Annotated in this window: 15 protein-coding genes; 8 read left to right on the top strand and 7 right to left on the bottom strand. The window is 47.0% G+C overall.

Annotated elements, in window-relative coordinates:
- Window positions 1–794 precede the first annotated feature (794 nt).
- Complete coding sequence (gene clpB, locus NST45_RS25725; protein WP_339824163.1) at window positions 795–3,449, top strand: ATP-dependent chaperone ClpB; 2,655 nt, start codon at window positions 795–797, stop codon at window positions 3,447–3,449.
- 55 nt (window positions 3,450–3,504) lie between these two features.
- Here the strand turns inward: clpB and NST45_RS25720 are convergent, their stop codons facing one another.
- Window positions 3,505–5,082 (bottom strand): glycosyltransferase, encoded by a 1,578-nt coding sequence (locus NST45_RS25720; RefSeq protein WP_036687287.1) that lies wholly within the window; start codon window positions 5,080–5,082, stop codon window positions 3,505–3,507.
- Between the two features lie 431 nt (window positions 5,083–5,513).
- Here NST45_RS25720 and NST45_RS25715 point away from each other — a divergent pair, with 431 nt between their 5' ends.
- The 7 genes from NST45_RS25715 (at window position 5,514) to NST45_RS25685 (ending at window position 11,719) form a co-directional block, all read left to right on the top strand.
- Window positions 5,514–5,657, top strand: coding sequence for a peptidylprolyl isomerase (locus tag NST45_RS25715; protein WP_080742376.1), 144 nt, complete (start codon window positions 5,514–5,516; stop codon window positions 5,655–5,657).
- Window positions 5,658–5,804: 147 nt separating this feature from the next.
- On the top strand, window positions 5,805–7,421 hold the full coding sequence (locus tag NST45_RS25710) for an ABC transporter substrate-binding protein (RefSeq protein WP_036687290.1): 1,617 nt from the start codon (window positions 5,805–5,807) through the stop codon (window positions 7,419–7,421).
- A gap of 69 nt (window positions 7,422–7,490) precedes the next feature.
- On the top strand, window positions 7,491–8,441 hold the full coding sequence (locus NST45_RS25705) for an ABC transporter permease (RefSeq protein WP_036687292.1): 951 nt from the start codon (window positions 7,491–7,493) through the stop codon (window positions 8,439–8,441).
- 4 nt (window positions 8,442–8,445) lie between these two features.
- Window positions 8,446–9,291: an ABC transporter permease gene (locus NST45_RS25700; RefSeq protein WP_036687295.1), complete on the top strand. Its 846-nt coding sequence runs from the start codon at window positions 8,446–8,448 to the stop codon at window positions 9,289–9,291.
- Window positions 9,292–9,306: 15 nt separating this feature from the next.
- Complete coding sequence (locus tag NST45_RS25695; RefSeq protein ID WP_038568246.1) at window positions 9,307–10,326, top strand: ABC transporter ATP-binding protein; 1,020 nt, start codon at window positions 9,307–9,309, stop codon at window positions 10,324–10,326.
- On the top strand, window positions 10,319–11,236 hold the full coding sequence (locus NST45_RS25690) for an ATP-binding cassette domain-containing protein (RefSeq protein ID WP_280513446.1): 918 nt from the start codon (window positions 10,319–10,321) through the stop codon (window positions 11,234–11,236). The genes NST45_RS25695 and NST45_RS25690 overlap by 8 nt, the downstream gene beginning before the upstream one ends.
- Window positions 11,237–11,269: 33 nt before the next feature.
- Window positions 11,270–11,719, top strand: coding sequence for a hypothetical protein (locus NST45_RS25685; protein WP_036687301.1), 450 nt, complete (start codon window positions 11,270–11,272; stop codon window positions 11,717–11,719).
- Between the two features lie 94 nt (window positions 11,720–11,813).
- On the opposite strand, the gene NST45_RS25680 is transcribed toward NST45_RS25685, so the two are convergent.
- From NST45_RS25680 to NST45_RS25655, 6 genes are read right to left on the bottom strand one after another with little or no spacing between them, the layout of a single operon-like run.
- The gene (locus NST45_RS25680) at window positions 11,814–12,683 is read right to left on the bottom strand and encodes a metallophosphoesterase (RefSeq protein WP_038568251.1); all 870 of its coding nucleotides are present in this window, start codon (window positions 12,681–12,683) and stop codon (window positions 11,814–11,816) included.
- A gap of 51 nt (window positions 12,684–12,734) precedes the next feature.
- Window positions 12,735–13,061, bottom strand: coding sequence for a multidrug efflux SMR transporter (locus NST45_RS25675; protein WP_038574002.1), 327 nt, complete (start codon window positions 13,059–13,061; stop codon window positions 12,735–12,737).
- Between the two features lie 11 nt (window positions 13,062–13,072).
- The gene (locus tag NST45_RS25670) at window positions 13,073–13,861 is read right to left on the bottom strand and encodes an HAD family hydrolase (RefSeq protein WP_038568255.1); all 789 of its coding nucleotides are present in this window, start codon (window positions 13,859–13,861) and stop codon (window positions 13,073–13,075) included.
- A 15-nt stretch (window positions 13,862–13,876) separates the two neighbouring features.
- Window positions 13,877–15,223 carry an ABC transporter substrate-binding protein gene (locus NST45_RS25665; RefSeq protein WP_080742377.1) on the bottom strand — a complete coding sequence of 449 codons (1,347 nt, stop codon included), beginning with the start codon at window positions 15,221–15,223 and terminating at the stop codon, window positions 13,877–13,879.
- Between the two features lie 35 nt (window positions 15,224–15,258).
- Window positions 15,259–16,104, bottom strand: coding sequence for a carbohydrate ABC transporter permease (locus NST45_RS25660; RefSeq protein WP_051491496.1), 846 nt, complete (start codon window positions 16,102–16,104; stop codon window positions 15,259–15,261).
- A gap of 25 nt (window positions 16,105–16,129) precedes the next feature.
- Entirely contained in the window at window positions 16,130–17,011 is an 882-nt protein-coding gene (locus tag NST45_RS25655; protein ID WP_076107350.1) for a sugar ABC transporter permease, read from the bottom strand.
- Between the last annotated feature and the right edge of the window lie 186 nt (window positions 17,012–17,197).

Below are 17,197 nucleotides of genomic sequence, written 5' to 3'. Positions count from 1 at the left end.
AAATCCCGTAGAATGAGAGCAAAACTGCTAGTTACTCGAAAAGAACGGTAAAAGTCCCGTAGAACGAGCGTAAACCAGCTAGTTACTCGAAAAGAACGGTAAAAATCCCGTAGAATGAGCACAAACCAGCCAGTTACTCGAAAAGAACGGTAAAAGTCCCGTAGAATGAGCGCAAATCGGCTAGTTACTCGAAAAGAACGGTAAAAATCCCGTAGAATGAGAGCAAACCAGCCAGTTACTCGAAAAGAGCGGCAAAAATCCCGTAGATTGAGCACAAACCAGCTAGTTACTCGAAAAGAGCGGTAAAAATCCCGCAGAATGAGCACAAAGCGTTTAGTTACTCGAAAAGAACGGCAAAAATCCCGCAGAATGAGAGCAAACCAGCTAGTTACTCGAAAAGAACGGTATAAATCCCGCAGAATGAGCACAAAGCGTTTAGTTACTCGAAAAGAGCGGTAAAAATCCCGTAGAATGAGAGCAAACCAGCCAGTTACTCGAAAAGAACGGTAAAAATCCCGCAGAATGAGAGCAAATCGGCTAGTTACTCGAAAAGAACGGTAAAAATCCCGGAGAATGAGAGCAAACCAGCTAGTTACTCGAAAAGAGCGGTATAAATCCCGTAGATTGAGCACAAAACGGCTAGTTACTCGAAAAGAGCGGTAAAAATCCCGTAGATTGAGAGCAAATCAGCCAGTAGTCCGAAATCAACGGTATAAATCCCGCTAAATTAACCTATCCCCGGCCAAAAAGGCCGATTTAATATAATCACTCTTAAATAGAAAGGTGAGAGAGCTATGGATTTCAATAAATTAACTCAAAAGCTGCAGGAAGCAGTGGCTGCGGCGCAGTCGCTGGCATCAGACAGCGGTCATCAGGAGATCGATAATCTCCATCTGTTAAAAGCGTTGCTCCAGCAGCCAGAAGGATTGCTGCCAAGATTGCTGCAAAAGATGAATATCCCTGTGACTGAGCTGATGCGCAGCACGGATGAATTGCTTCAACGCAAGCCGAGCATCAGCGGGTCAGGAGCAAGCACGGTAAGGCGTTTCGCCTCGCAATCGCTGATTCATCTGCTGGAGCAGGCGGAGAAGGAAGCGGCGAAGATGCAGGATGAGTTTGTTTCTGTGGAGCATGCTGTGCTGGCCATGGTGTCAGATTCGAGCGGGGAGAATCGTGAGCTAAGGGATCTTTTTGTCCGCCGTGGGCTGACCCGTGAGAAGCTGATGTCGGTGCTTGCTGAGATTCGTGGACATCAGCGGGTAACCAGCCGGGAGCCAGAAGCTACTTATGAGGTGCTGGAGAAATACGGCCGTGATCTTGTAGCTGAGGTTCGCGCGGGCAAGATTGATCCAGTCATTGGTCGTGATGGCGAGATCCGCCGAGTAATCCGGATTTTGTCCCGTAAAACGAAAAATAACCCTGTGCTGATCGGTGAACCAGGTGTAGGGAAAACAGCCATTGTGGAAGGCTTGGCACACCGGATTGTACGCAAAGACGTACCGGAGGGTCTGAAGGATAAGACGATTTTTTCACTGGATATGAGTTCACTTGTGGCAGGCGCGAAGTTTCGTGGTGAATTCGAAGAACGCCTGCAGGCGGTATTGAGAGAGGTTCGCGAAAGCAACGGCCGCATTATTCTTTTTATTGATGAGCTGCATACAATTGTGGGCGCAGGTAAAACCGAAGGCTCGATGGATGCGGGCAATATGCTGAAGCCGATGTTGGCCCGGGGTGAGCTGCACTGTATCGGTGCCACAACGCTCGATGAATATCGCAAATATATAGAGAAGGACCCTGCGCTGGAGCGCCGTTTCCAACAAGTGCTTGTGAGCGAACCCGATGTAGAGGATACGATCTCCATTTTGCGTGGTCTGAAGGAGCGGTTTGAAGTCCACCACGGGGTCAAAATCCATGACAGCGCCCTGGTAGCCGCAGGGGTATTGTCCAATCGTTATATTACGGATCGATTTTTACCGGATAAGGCGATTGACCTAGTGGACGAGGCTTGCGCCATGATCCGCACAGAGATAGACTCCATGCCGGGTGAGATGGATGAAGTGACCCGCCGCCTGATGCAGATGGAGATTGAAGAAGCGGCGCTTAAAAAAGAAACTGATGACGCCAGCAAACGCCGACTCGAAATATTGCAGCGCGAGCTCGCTGACCTGAAGGAGAAGCAGCTAGGGATGACGGCGCGCTGGGAGAAAGAGAAGTCGGCCATCCAAGGGATTCGCGACCTCAAAAAACGGCTGGAGCAAGCACGTAAGGATCTGGTCGATGCACAGGAGGAATATGATCTTAATAAGTCAGCCGAACTGAGCTACGGCATTATTCCTGATCTGGAGCGTCAGTTGAAAGCAGCGGAAGAAGCGGCACAGCAGGATCAGGATACAAGATTGCTACGTGAGGCTGTTACTGAAGAGGAAATCGCAGATATTGTCTCCCGCTGGACCGGCGTTCCGGTTAGCCGACTGGTAGAAGGCGAACGGGATAAGCTGCTGCGTCTGGAGGATACGCTGCATGAACGGGTAGTGGGCCAAGACGAAGCCGTCAGCTTGGTGGCCGATGCGGTGCTTCGGGCAAGAGCAGGAATCAAAGATCCGAATCGCCCGATTGGTTCATTCCTGTTCCTTGGCCCGACGGGTGTAGGGAAGACTGAGCTGGCTAAGTCGCTTGCGGTATCTCTTTTTGACCGCGAAGATGGCATGATCCGTATAGATATGTCGGAGTATATGGAAAAGCATAGTGTCTCCCGTCTCGTCGGCGCACCTCCAGGATATGTTGGATATGAGGAAGGCGGGCAGCTCACGGAAGCTGTGCGGCGTCAGCCTTATACTGTAGTGCTGCTCGATGAAGTGGAGAAGGCGCATCCCGATGTGTTTAACATTCTGCTGCAGCTGCTTGATGATGGACGGCTGACTGATTCACAAGGCCGAATGGTTGACTTCAAGAATACAATCATCATTATGACTTCTAATATCGGTTCACCTCATCTGATTCAAGGCACCGATGAAAAAGGTCAGCTCACGGAAGCTGCCAAGGATAGAGTGATGAAGGAACTGAGTGGTCATTTCCGTCCAGAGTTCCTGAACCGGGTGGATGACATTGTAATGTTCAAGCCGCTGACACTGGGTGAGATCGAGAAAATTGTGGACAAACTGGTGGATGGATTGCGTCTACGTCTGGCAGAACGGGAGATCGGGCTGGCATTAACTGAATCGGCGGTGCGTTTTATCGCTAAGGAAGGTTTTGATCCTGTGTATGGAGCAAGACCGTTGAAAAGATTCATCCAGCGCAGCTTGGAGACACGTGTGGCACGTGCGATTATTGCTGGTGAAGCCGCAGAGGGATCAGTTATTCAGGTAGATGAATCCGGCAACGAGCTTGCGGTAACCATTCTGAAGCCAGAAGTCGATGGGCCACAGAGTTCTGAATTGAGTTCTGAATAAAAAAAGCGTCCACAAAACCGTAACGGCTTTGTGGACGTCCTTTTTATGGTAAGCCTCACTCCACCCAAGGGATTAGATGAGGCTGTTCATCCAAGATGGACATATATTGCTCTTTCCAGCCGTATTTGCCGTCGGGGTCGAGGAGCATATAACGCAGATATTTTTCGAGCCGGAACTCGGCTTTGGACCAACCGAGATGCTTGAGCCGCAGGTTGCTTAGCTGATGAGACAGCTCGAAGATATTTTCCGGGAATCGCCCACAGTGCTGTGGGGATTCATTCCATACATAGTTGAAGTCTTCTTTATAGCGAAGCAAAAAAGGGCGGTAGTTCAGATGAGAGCGCCAGTAGGTATCCTCCCTGTAATGGTTCGCGTTCCATAAATCGTAAAGGCGGAAGCAGAACAGATCGACCCCATCTGCATACAGCAAGGTATCTATATTTTCCGCAAAGCTGGCTTCAAAGATCTCATCCGCGTCCAGACTCAGAATCCACTCGGGATTTGTCTTTAGGACTTCCTCCCACTGCTGTTTTCGCAGCTCAATTTCATTGCTGAACTTGGATTCGGTATTATGCACGAGATGAACGGGAATGCCGTCAAGTGCTTCCAGACAGACAGCTGCTGTATTGTCGGTGCTGCCGTCATCAATAATGACAGCCTCATCGATATATTTGCGGTGTTCCTCCAGAACCTGTTGCAGGAAGCGCCCGCTTTCATTTTTTACAACCATGGTAAGGGTTAGCTTGGGGCGCTTTTTGGTTATAGGAGCAGCTGCAGCCTCATTGGAATTTTCCTCGATGGGTGTGGGTGCCGATTCAGCTTTTACCCCTGTTGTTTCTCTGATGAAATCTTCAACCTTGCTCAAATCACTATCTCTGTACAAATGAAGGGCAGGATAATGGGTGTCAACAAATAGCGGAATGCCAAGGGCCGCGGCACGAATGCAGAAATGGCGATCCTCGCCCCAGTATGAAATGTTCCGGATCTGATTGTAGCTTACCCCGGCTTTTAACGCATGCTGGCTAATCAATGTACAAGCGCCGAGACCCCCCACTTCATAGATTCCAGGATTGCGGAGTTTGGCTATGAATTCATGAAATCTGCGGTTGATCTCCTCGGGTTGCAGTTTTTCGCCGGGAAGTATCTCCCACTGATTGTATTCGTCATGCATCCAGACCTGCGGCTGAAACATGGTATCTGGCTGCCACTGTGTCCAAAATACTTCTGAAATAATATCTTTGTTCGTCCCTATTAAATGTCTTAGCGTATCTGGGTGGAGGATGAGGTCAGAGTCGATCAGGAAGAGGTAGTCATAGTTCAGGGTTTGCGCTCGGTTAATCATGAGGTTTTTGAAGTTGGCGACTTTCCAGACTAAATCAGAATTCCAAAAGTGGGTCGTATCATTGCGAATGTACGCATCGTGAAAGCCGGAGCTTTGAATAAAAATATGCTCACCCTTGCTTTTGAATTCCTGGAGCAACCGGCTGGACGCTTCATCATCATTGTCATCAATCAGATGGAAATCCAGTTCGATTTGCTCGATATTCAGGCGCAGCAGGGAATTCAGAAATTCTCGCAACACATTGGGCTTTTGATGGATCGGGCTGCCGATTAATACGCGTGTCTTATTCATTGCGGCCTCCTTGGGGGACTCTCCCTTTCTTCCGAGAGGTATAGGTATGTTCTCAATATATTTACAGTTAGATAGTAATAATCCTTATTTCGCAAAGTTCTTATAGTAAATGAGAAATGAGAGTTGGATAAATTGAACTTTTTAGATATATTAATTTTTATGGATCTGCTGTACAATTACCGGATAATTAGATAAGAATGCCAGCCAGATGAGCACAGGAATGAGACTATGGATAAATCACCACAAAAAGCTCAGTAGTTAATCGATCTGTTACTGGCCATGAATCCTCGTGCGGATGTGTTCTGGTATGATGCAAAGGTAAATACCGACCTCTGCTGGATGGGGATGTTGAGGAAATATACGTACCGGAAGAGACAGCGAAGACTGAAGCTCATATTGGTGGCTGAACAGAGTTTAGGAGAGTAGTCACGATGAAGCTGGTCCATCAAGGTTTTTATAACGGTCTGACTTTCCAACGTGTGGTTCGTGGATTTATTGTCCAAGGGGGTATTGCGACCCTTGGCATACTGTATTCGGAAGAGTCATTTCAGGTATGGACCATGTGGATACTTTAAAGCGTGGGGATGAGTCATGAAAAAGGTTGGAATTATCAGTTCCCTCAATATTACATTAATGTGAAATGCTATCCATTGTAATTCCTAGTATCCCGATATACAATATAAAAAACAAACAAAGACAATATAGACACGGGGGAGAAACTTATGCGTAAAGGATTATCTGGAGTTATTACTTTGGTTTTGTTAACATTTTTGATTAGCGCGTGCTCCGGGGGAAATAACGCCGCTTCCACAAATACAAATCAGACGCCTACGGCTACTGAAGGATCGACAGCAAGCACTGAACCAAAAGATGGTGGCAACTTAATTATTGGGGTCGCTGCAGATCCTGTCATTCTAAATCCGAACTATGCTGGTGATCGTGTCAGTCTGACGATTGACCAAGCGCTCTACGCGCCATTGTTCCAAGTGAATAACGGAGAGAAGACCTTCTACTTGGCAGACAGCCTGACACTTTCCGAAGATAACCTGACTTATACATTGAAACTGAAAAGTGGACTAACTTGGCATGACGGAGAAAAGCTTACAGCTGACGATGTCGTGTTCACGATTGATAGCATCCTCGATGAGAAGCAAAACAGCATGTTGAGAGCGAACTTATTCATCGGTGATAAACCCGTTAAGGCAGTTAAGGTGGATGATCTGACTGTAGAGTTCAAGCTTCCGCAGGTCAGCCCAGCTTTTGAAGCTACACTAGTGCAAGTATTTCCGATTCCAAAGCATATTTTTGAGAATGAGACGGATCTAGAGAAAAGCACCAAGAATGCTGCTCCGGTTGGATCTGGCCCATTTAAATTTAAAGAATACAAAGCAGGCGAATATGTTACGCTCGAGAGATTTGATAACTACTTTGGCGGCAAACCACATCTTGATTCTATAACGTACCGGATTGCTAAAGATACGAATGCTGCGAATCTCGCACTTCAGAATGGTGAGATCAACATTAAGTATCTAGATCCACAGGATGTTGGAACGATTGAGGCTTCGAACAATTTCGAAATCCTGCCTTATAGTGAAGGCCGATTGTCCTACCTGTTGTTCAATGCAAACAGTGATAGAGGTGCTCTTGCTAAAAAAGAAGTTCGTCAAGCCTTGTCTCTAGCCCTAAATCGTGATGAAATCATTCAGGCTGCTTATACTTCTAACGAGTATGCAGACCCGGCGAAGTCCTTTTTGACTCCGGATGCATTGTTCTATACTAATGACGTACCTTCTTTTGATAATGATGTAGAAAAAGCCAAAGAGCTTCTGCAATCGGCAGGGGTTAGCGATCTGAAATTGAGATTGATTGTATCGAGCGGTAATAAAGCTCAGGAAGCCATTTCACTATACGTGCAGCAAAAGCTAAAGGCCATTGGCGCTGAAGTTGAACTGCAAAATATGGATGCCTCGGCATATGGTCAGAAATTCAGTGATATGAATTCAACAGATTTTGAACTTGCGATTGCAGGTTATATTATGGGTTACGATCCTGATGCTTACAGAATTTTGTATACATCTACTGCAGACTCTAACTACTCGCATTATAATAATGCTGAAGTCGATAAGTTGTTCAATGATGGTGCAGGAGAAGCAGATGTGACTAAACGTGGTGAGATCTATAAGAAGATCCAAGAGATCATTGCTGACGATGCACCGATTTATCCAATTGCTAATACTAAGACTATTGTAGCTGTCTCCAAGAACTACGGCGGTCTAGAAGAAGCAGTCTTGAAGCCTGTCGTTATTTTTGAAGATTTATCGAAAATCTACCTTAAATAAGAACGGGAAAAAATAAGCTGGTCAATCCAGCTTATTTTTTTACCGATATAGAACTGGGAGAATATACGTATGAGACAACTTATCGTCCGAAGATTACTGCAAACCCTGCCGATGCTGTTTTTTGTCTCGGTTGTGTGCTTTGCGATGATTAAGCTGGCTCCGGGGGATCCGGTACTATCCTTCGTTACGCCGAATATGCACGCGGATGATATTGAGCGCATCCGGCATAACCTTGGGCTGGATAAGCCAGCCTACATTCAATATTTTATATGGATCAAAGAAGTACTGCAGGGCAATTTCGGTTATTCCCTTGTGAATCATCAGCCTGTATTGGAGCAAATTCTAGAACGTTTACCTGCAACAGCAGGTTTGATGGGCAGTGCAATCGGCTTAGCCGTTCTGTTGGCGATCCCGATGGGTCTGCTTGCTGGAGCTAACCGGAACCGCTGGGTGGATAAACTAATTAACTTTTTATCCTATATCGGAATTTCAGTACCTTTATTTTGGCTGGCCATATTACTTATGTACTTATTTGCAATTAAGCTGCACCTGCTGCCTATTATGGGGATGCGAACCATTGGTGTGGAATCAGCGGTTGATGTATTGAAGCATGGTATTCTGCCTTGCGCCGTATTGGCTTTTGGATTTCTGGCCGGTTACGTACGATACATCCGCTCTAGTACGATTGGACAGCTAAAAGAAGAGTATGTGCAGATTCAATATGCTTTTGGATCCAGCAAGACAACGATTCTGTTCCGTCACGTGCTTAAGCATGTACTGTTGCCAGTAATTACATTGCTCGGGATGTCGATGGGTGATCTGGTGGCGGGTGCAATTGTAACGGAGACGGTATTTTCATGGCCGGGTATTGGCTCTTTAGGGATGACTGCGGTTAAAGGGATGGATTATCCCGTAATTATGGGAATAACTTTGTTCTCTTCTTTAATGCTGATCATCGGCAATCTGGTCGCGGATATTCTATATAGCTTCGTGGACCCACGAATTAAATTGACGAGGTGACCTCATGAATCGCAGTAAATGGAAAAGTGTTGGAGATGAGCTATTTACGAATAAATTGGGTGTCGCAGCCCTCATTACTTTAATCGTCTTCACACTAGGCTCTATATTTGCTTTTTTGTCCGGACATGATCCGAATGCAATGGATGTTTTGGCACGCTTGAAAGCGCCCGGAGCGGATCATTGGTTTGGTACGGATGATTACGGCCGGGATTATTTTGCCCGAGCTTTGTATGGTGGCCGGGTATCTTTGCTAGTTGGTTTTGCTTCAATGATCATTGCCACGGGTATAGGTGTGACGGTGGGCGTAATCAGTGGATATTTTGGCGGATGGATTGATAATCTATTGATGCGGATGCTTGATGTAGTGATGTCCATTCCATCTTTCCTTGTGCTGCTGCTGCTCAGCGTATTTCTGAAGCCGAGTGTAGGAAACATCATTTTAATTATTGCTCTATTAATGTGGATGAACATTGCCCGTGTGATTCGTGCGGAGACGATGACGATTAAAGAACGGGAATATGTACTATATGCAAAAGCTTCCGGCCAGAGCAACTTCGGAATTATCTGGCGTCATATTCTTCCGGGGCTAGTACCTGTTGTGATTGTAGGTGCGACGAATAATATCGCTTCCGCGATTATGATGGAGTCGTCCCTAAGCTTCCTTGGGTTCGGGGTACAACCTCCGAATGCCACTTGGGGCAGTATGCTTAACAATGCACAGGGATATATCGCTCAGGCACCTTATTTGGCATTGTTCCCGGGGTTATTGATACTATTAACGGTTCTGAGCTTTAATGTTCTGGGCGATATTTTGCGGGTTGGCTTTGAACCGAAGCTGATCCGAAGATAGGAGTGTGAAGACATCATGACGGAACGGCTATTGTCTGTTGAGAATTTGAAGGTTTCCTTCCAAACTCGAGATGGGGAGAATCAGGCAGTTCGTGGCGTTAGCTTTCATATAGATGCTGGAGAAACGGTAGGGATTGTTGGTGAATCCGGAAGCGGGAAAAGTGTAACTGCGAAGGCGATTATGTCGTTGATTACACCTCCGGGTAAAATTATCGCTGGAAATATTAATTTTCGTGGTGAGAATTTATCTAACCTTTCGGAAAAAGAGTGGAGAAAACTACGCGGCAACCGCATAGCGATGGTGTTTCAGGATCCCATGACTTCTCTTAATCCTGTGAAAAAAATCGGCCAGCAGCTTACGGAGGTCATCCGGCGGCATCGCGGCTTAAATAAGGAAGAAGCGCTCAAAGAAGCAGCAAGTATCCTGCGGCAGGTGGGTATAAATAATCCTGAGCAGCGGCTGCAGCAGTATCCGCATGAATTCAGCGGCGGGATGCGGCAGCGGGTCATGATCGCCATGGCTCTTTCCTGCCAGCCAGAGCTATTGATTGCGGATGAGCCGACAACTGCGCTTGATGTAACGATACAGGCCCAAATTCTTGATCTTTTTAAAGAGCTAAAAAATAATACCAGTACAGCTATAGCACTGATCACCCATGATTTGGGTGTGGTGGCTCAGGTATGTACACGGGTTATCGTAATGTATGGTGGACTAGTGATGGAGGAAGGTACGGTGGAGGATATTTTTTACCGCCCACAGCATCCTTACACGAAAGGTCTGCTTCGCTCGATCCCGAAACGTGACGGCAAATCGCGTGAACGTCTAATTCCAATCGAAGGCACACCTCCGGATTTGTTGAATCCTCCTTCTGGCTGTCCCTTTATGGAGCGTTGCCCTAATGCTTTTGCCCGTTGCAGCGAACGTCCTCCGGTAATCGAATTATCGCCCGGTCACCGTTCGATGTGCTGGTTAGCAGATGGTGTGCAGGAGACTTCAGCCGTAGCTGGCGTTGAAGGGAGCGGTTCGGTTGAGTGACAATAAGATTCTAGTGGACGTAAATAATCTCAAAAAACATTTCTCCAAAGGCAAGGATATGTGGGGACGCGATACATCGGTGCTTAAGGCAGTAGATGGCGTAAGCTTTCAGATTCGTCAGGGAGAGACCTTTGGGCTGGTTGGAGAGTCAGGAAGCGGCAAGTCCACGGTTGGACGCTGCTTGCTGCGCTTATATGATTACACAGACGGTGAAGTGTCTTTTGACGGGCAGCCGCTGAGCAAGCTTGGAGAGAAGCAGTTAAAACCTTTTCGCAGACGCATTCAGTCGATCTTCCAAGATCCCTATTCTTCACTTAATCCAAGCTTAAATGTGCTTGATCTGATCAGTGAGCCTATGAAAATCCACGGCATCCACGAAGGTGAAGAACGCAAAGAAGCTGTTGCGGCATTGCTGGAAAAGGTAGGTTTAAAAAGAGAACATCTCTACCGCTTCCCGCATGAATTCAGCGGTGGACAACGCCAGCGGATTTCGATTGCCAGAGCATTGTCCGTAAGACCTGAGTTTGTCGTGTGTGATGAGCCGATCTCAGCGCTGGACGTGTCTGTCCAGGCCCAGGTAGTGAACATGCTGGAGGATTTGCAGTCCGAATTTGGCTTGACCTATCTCTTTGTCGCACATGATCTGTCGATGGTACGGCATATTTCTGACCGGATCGGCGTGATGTATGGCGGTCGACTAGTAGAGGTAGCCGAAAGTGATGAGCTGTACGATAATCCTATTCATCCTTATACAAAGGCGCTGCTGTCTTCCATCTTGGAGACGGATCCCCGGCGGGCCAATCAGAGAATTATTTTAGACGGATACTCGCAAGAGTACGGCAGAGCTGAGACTTCTACACTACAGGAAGTAAGCCCGGGCCATTATGTTGCTTATGATTTTACGGTATGATTAGACTCTATATATAGATTGGGAGGGATCAGAATGTCAGAGAACTTAAACCGGGTAAAGTTATCCCAGTGGGATGCGTTATTGGTGGAATCACTCCGCTCCTTGGGGTGGTCTGATGAGGATATTCTTCGTAAAGTGGCAGAGGGCGATTTGCCCGTTGACGAGAGCGAATACCAATTTGATTATAAGCAGCTGACCGCGTTGCAGTCAGAGCAGCCGGAGTTGTTCGGGCAAGCGGTGAAGACAGGCTATCAGATCAAATACAATACGATTCGTGGGATTCGCAGCTGGATATGGGTAGCTCTGGGCAAAGAAGCGGCTCTGGAGCTTGAGGAAGGTAAGGAAGCCGCTGAGGTGGCTTTAACCTTGGCTGAGAAGGAACGTTTGGCCTCTGTGTTGTCCTTCGGTTGGCAGATCGAGAGCGATACGAAGGCAGCGGATGGAGATACAGCTGTCTACCGGATTGCGCCCATTGGACGATAAGCTGAATAGCTACAGTAAAAAACGATTGTTGCGGGGAAGGACTCCCTGTGCACAATCGTTTTTTTTGTTATATTTCTCGCTTAAATGCTTATCATTAATATACGCTTACCGCTGGGTAAGCTACCTCATATTGTGCAGCCTCAATCCAGCTTCCTGTCTTAAAATCTCTGCCCCGGATAAGCACTTTATCGCTATACACTTCCACATAGAAGCCTTGGCTGCCCGTCTTATGTTTATCTTCATTAGTCCAAAGATAGGCGACAGAAGCAGCATTAAACATCGTTGCGATCTCTCCATGGCCAGGGAACATAGTGTTGTTTACCTCCAGCTCCCAATGGGTATGTCCAGTGAATAACAAGGTCTGGGGATATCTCGACAGAATTTCTTTTAATTCCTTATCTTGTGTGACACCATACCAATCTTGCGATTCCAGTGATCCGGCTACGGTGTCTTTAAGCGGTTGATGCAGGAAGAGAAAGATAGGCTGCTCTGGTGAAGCTTGCTCTCCAAGCTTATGCTCCAGCCAATCAAGCTGCTCAGAGGAGAGATCACAGAACTTGGGCAATCCTTGCTCCGTCCCTAGCAAAATAAAATGATAACCATTGATCCAGTGATCATGATAGGGTCCGGACATTCCGGTCTGTGACGTATACATTCCTAAACGTGATTCCCAATTTCCGAGCCCCACATCATGATTGCCTAAGGTAAAGGTAATCTCGGGCAGGTCGTTTTTATATTGTTTGAGGATACGAAGCATTTCTTCGTATTCAGCAGGGAAGCCGTGGTCTGTGACATCACCGATATGCATAATCCCGCTGCTGCCTTCCCCATGCGCTGCTATATCACGGAGTGCCAGCTCGAAGTTAAGATTGTACTCATGATTGCGGTCAGCAGTGACATGGGTATCCGTAATGATCTGAAAGGTGATAACTGGTTTATCTTCAGGTGATGTGTTCGTACTCATGTTTGGGCATCCTCCTTCATCTATGAACCTATCCAATACTGTTGCTGTTCGCTAATGCGTCTTGCCGCTAATGTTCAGTCCTATGATCCCGACAATGATGACGGCTATCCATAGTAGTGAGGATAGGGTTAGCTTTTCTTCAAAAAACAGGGTTCCTATGAAGGAAATCAGAATGATTCCCGCTCCTGACCATATCGCATAAGCTACGCCTACCTTAATCGAGGTGAGAGCATAATTCAGGGAGGTGAAGCTGGCTCCATAGAACAGGAACATAAGCACGGAAGGCCAGAGCTGGGTGAACCCCTGAGATATTTTCATTGAGATGGTCCCTGAGAGTTCGAACACAATAGCCAGCGTCAGAAACATCCATGCCCACATTCCTTCTATTCTCACAGGGAAGTAACCTCAATTCTGAGCTCAGCATAAGATTGTACAATGAGATCTGCATCCGGGAGAATATGTGTTGAAGCACTAGTACCTTCGCTTTCTGCTAGGCCGATAGCTACCTGTACACCCGCTGCTTTAGCCATTCGCATATCCCCGTTAGTATCGCCGATAACCGCTGTGTACGCGGGTTCCACGGCTAACCTTTTGCAGGCCAGCTGCACCATGTCGGGGAAAGGTTTACCCTGATCCACAAGATCTGTTCCAATTACTTCGGAGAAATAATGCCGTATGCCCAGCCATTGGAGATGTTTGTCTGCGGCCTCTGTTTCATCTGCGGTCACCACGGCGAGAGGGATGCCTGCACTCACGCACTCATCAAGAAAACGATGAAGTCCCGGAAGGGAGTGAACAGGGCGTTTCTCTTCTAACATAACATCCGCTTCGAGACGGCATTGATGGACAAGCTCCATGGACTCCGCCCAAGATAAACCTTGCAGATAACCCTGCCATGACAGAATGGCATAAAGATCACTCATAGTCCCCATAGCCAGCGGTCCGTTGCGATCATAATCGGTAATGCTCCCCTGGGCATTGTGTATAGTTCCCATTAATGCAGGGAGCTGCTCTTCTGCAATCTGTAGTCCTTTTTCCTTCATATACTTCGTGAATCTCTCTAAAAAACATTCGCCCCAGCTGCCCCAGAGGGATACGAACTGGAGCAGCGTACCATCCTTATCGAATAGAATAGCTGCTACAGTGTATCTGCCTTGCGGAGTGATGAGCTCAGACATGAAGTCCACCGCCCTTTATTTTAATTTATCAAGCGCTGCTTGTGCCGTTTCTTGTGCTTCCTTAAGTGCTTGTGCTGCTGGGATATTCTCAATTTGCACCTTATCTGCGGCGATTGTCAACGCATCGTTAATTTTGCCGCCAGTTGGGTCTTGGAAAGGTGCAGAACCATGAGAAGCTTGCATCAATGGGACCTTAATCTGTGGATTGCTTTCGCTGAATGACACAAATGCCGGGTCTTGCAATGCGGATTGGCGCACCGAAATATATCCCGTATTAATGGACCAGGACGCAGTATTCTCAGCATTTGTGAAGTAGGTTAGCCATTTCATAGCTGCTTCCTTTTCACTGTCGTTAGCTTTGGATAGAATGCCGGCCATAAGTGCTTGGGCTACGGGTTTGCCCTCACCGATCCCTGCCCAGCCTGGCTGCTCCATAGCCGAAACAATGCTGAAGTCCAAGTCTCCCTGATCGCCGCTGGAGCCGGTGTAGCCTGCGGATTGACCCTTTATTACATCGTCAATCGTCTTGTACCAATACTCCCAGCCTTGACCGCCGGAATGAATTCGCATGATCTTATCCTCGTGAATCCACTTGCGGAACAAATCCCAGGTTTCAATCCACTCTTTAGAGTCGACCATAACTTGTTTTCCATCCTCACTAAGGATAGTGCCTCCTTTGCTGAGTACAGCATCAATCATGTTCCCTGAACCCCACATAGGCTCCCAACCATAAAGGGTGGTTTTGCCGCCGTCCTTCACTGTCATTTTCGCAGCTGCGGCAGCTAGATCTTCCCAAGTCTTTAGTGTGCTCGCATCAATCCCATTCTTCTCAAAAACATCTTTGCGATAGTACATGACCTGCGTTGTTCCATACATCGGCAGGAAGTATTGCTTACCATCAACCTGGCCCTGATTTAGAAAGGTTTGGACAAAATCCTCTTTATTAAAATCTGGCTGCAGTGCCATAAACTCGTCTATCGGAGCGAAATATCCTTTACGGGCCCAATCTACATTGGAGGAGAGAGCAGCCGCAGGCACTTTTCCTGTAGCGATAGCTGCTTGCAGCTTCTGTTCGGTTTCAGTGTAGTCTGCCTGCGCGATACCTTTGACGATGACCTCTTGCTGAGAGGTATTAAATTTCTGAATCAGTGCCTCCATATTCTCACCAAGCTTGCCGCCGAGACCATACCAGAATTCAATCGTTACCGGCGCATTTTGTGTGGGTGCAGCCTCTGTGGAGGGGGAGGAAGAAGCTCCATTTGCCGCTGTAACATTGCCTGTATTCGCATTTCCTCCGCAAGCTGTTAACATTGTAAATCCGGCAACCAAAGACAGGGTGGACAGTCTCTTCAATACGTTCATCATCATTCTCCTCTTATTAAAATAGAATTGTTAGCTTATCCTTTGCTGGAACCAGCGGTCATGTTGACACTTTGCATGATCGTTTTCTGAGCTAGTAGAAATACTAGCAGCAACGGGGCGATGGTGAATGCGCTAGCGGCCATGATCAGCGGCCATTTTAATCCGTAAGCACCTCCTTGAGTAAAGAAACTACGCAGACCCGCCGAGACTAGCTGGAGATTAGGGTCTTTGGTGATCAGCATCGGCCAGAAATAGTTATTGTACTGATCAATGAAGGTGATCAGGGCTAGCACAGCAAAGGAAGAACGTGTAATGGGGACAAGAATGGTCCACAGAATCCGCATGTGTGAGGAACCGTCGACTTCTCCAGCCTCCACCAGCTCATGGGGAACCTGAAGGAAGGCCTGGCGAATTAGAAAAATGGAGAAGACACTTACACAGTTGGATAGAATTAATCCGGCATATGAATCCAGTAGATGGAGCTGGGACAATACCAAATATCCGGGAAGATAAACAGCGGTGGCTGGAACCATGTAGCCGAAAAGAATAACGCCTGAGAACAGCCCTCTGAAGCGGAATTTCATATGCGTAAGCGCATAGGCCATCATCCCGGAATTTATTACCTGCAAAATAACAATCGACACAGCGACAAATATGCTATTGCCCATATATCTGAAGAAAGGGGCTTCGTGCCAGGCGGCTGAAAAATTACTCCACAGCGGATCCTTAGGCCAGATTGTGGGCGGAGACTGCCAGATTTCATCATTGGTTTTTAAGGCGCTGGTGACCATCCAATAGAAGGGGAAGGCCATGATCAGTGCAATAGCTGTAAAAAATAGATGGCGGGTCAGCTTGCCCACGCGTACGATCGTTGCATTCATCAGTCGTTCTCCTTTACAGCAGTTGTTATTGATAATGGGTTGTCCGTTTACTAACCTCTAGCGAGACTACGGATAGCAGCATACATATAAATACCAGAACCATTGCGACACTAGAGGCTTCTCCAATCTGGAAGGCTTCAAAAGCAGACTGATAATACATATAGAGCAAGGTGCGTGTTGATCCTGAGGGTCCACCTTGTGTAAGTACGTTAATCTGGTCGTAAGCCTGTAACGCACCAATGATCTGTACGATGAACAGAAACAGTGTCGTTGGTGAGATGAGCGGTAAGGTAATGCGGATGAATTTTTGAACAGCATTTGCTCCATCCAATTGAGCAGCTTCCAGCAGATCCGTAGGGACATTGCGTAGTGCTACCAAGTAAAAAATCATCGCCCAGCCTACCGATTTCCATATCGTCACGAGCAAAATGCCGAGCAGCGCCCATTTAGGGTCTTGAAGCCAGCCGATTTTTTCTAGACCTAAGAGGTCAAGTACAGTATTGGCAAGGCCAATTTCGGGTTCATAGATCCAGGACCAGACAATGGATACAGCCACAGTCGGCGTGACCCAAGGGGAGAACAGCAATACCTGATAGAGGGTGGAGCCTTTCAGCTTCCCGTTCATCAGGAGTGCTAGTCCAAGTCCGATCAGAATAACTGGCAGCACACTTCCGGCACAGAATAACAGAGTCACTCTAAGTGCTTTATAGAAGGCAGGATTGCTGAACAGATCCAGATAGTTGGTTAGTCCGACAAAGGTTTTCTCGGGGCTCATGAAGTCCCATTCGGTAAAGCTGAGATAAAATACATAAAGTAATGGCGCTAGCCAAAATACAACGAATGGAATCATTGCCGGCAAGGTGAAGAGCACCGGTTTCAACTCCCCTATAAATCTCGAACGTTTCATTATTCTGTCGATACCCCATTCCATCTTCTGTTTTTTGCGGTATAATTCTGAGGAAAGCTCTTCCGTTCAAAAAAAATTGTACACTCATCGAGCGGCTGCGTGGTCAAGTGGACGTAAAGATCGATGCGAGATTATGTAAAAATTTAAGAGATTAACGCAGGTAGTTGCTATTTTGTGTAAAATAGA

The organism is Paenibacillus sp. FSL R7-0163, assembly GCF_037969975.1.
Taxonomy (GTDB): Bacteria; Bacillota; Bacilli; order Paenibacillales; family Paenibacillaceae; genus Paenibacillus_AQ; species Paenibacillus_AQ odorifer.
The sequence above is the reverse complement of the archived record's forward strand: the minus strand, read 5'-3'. Positions and strand labels throughout refer to the sequence as shown.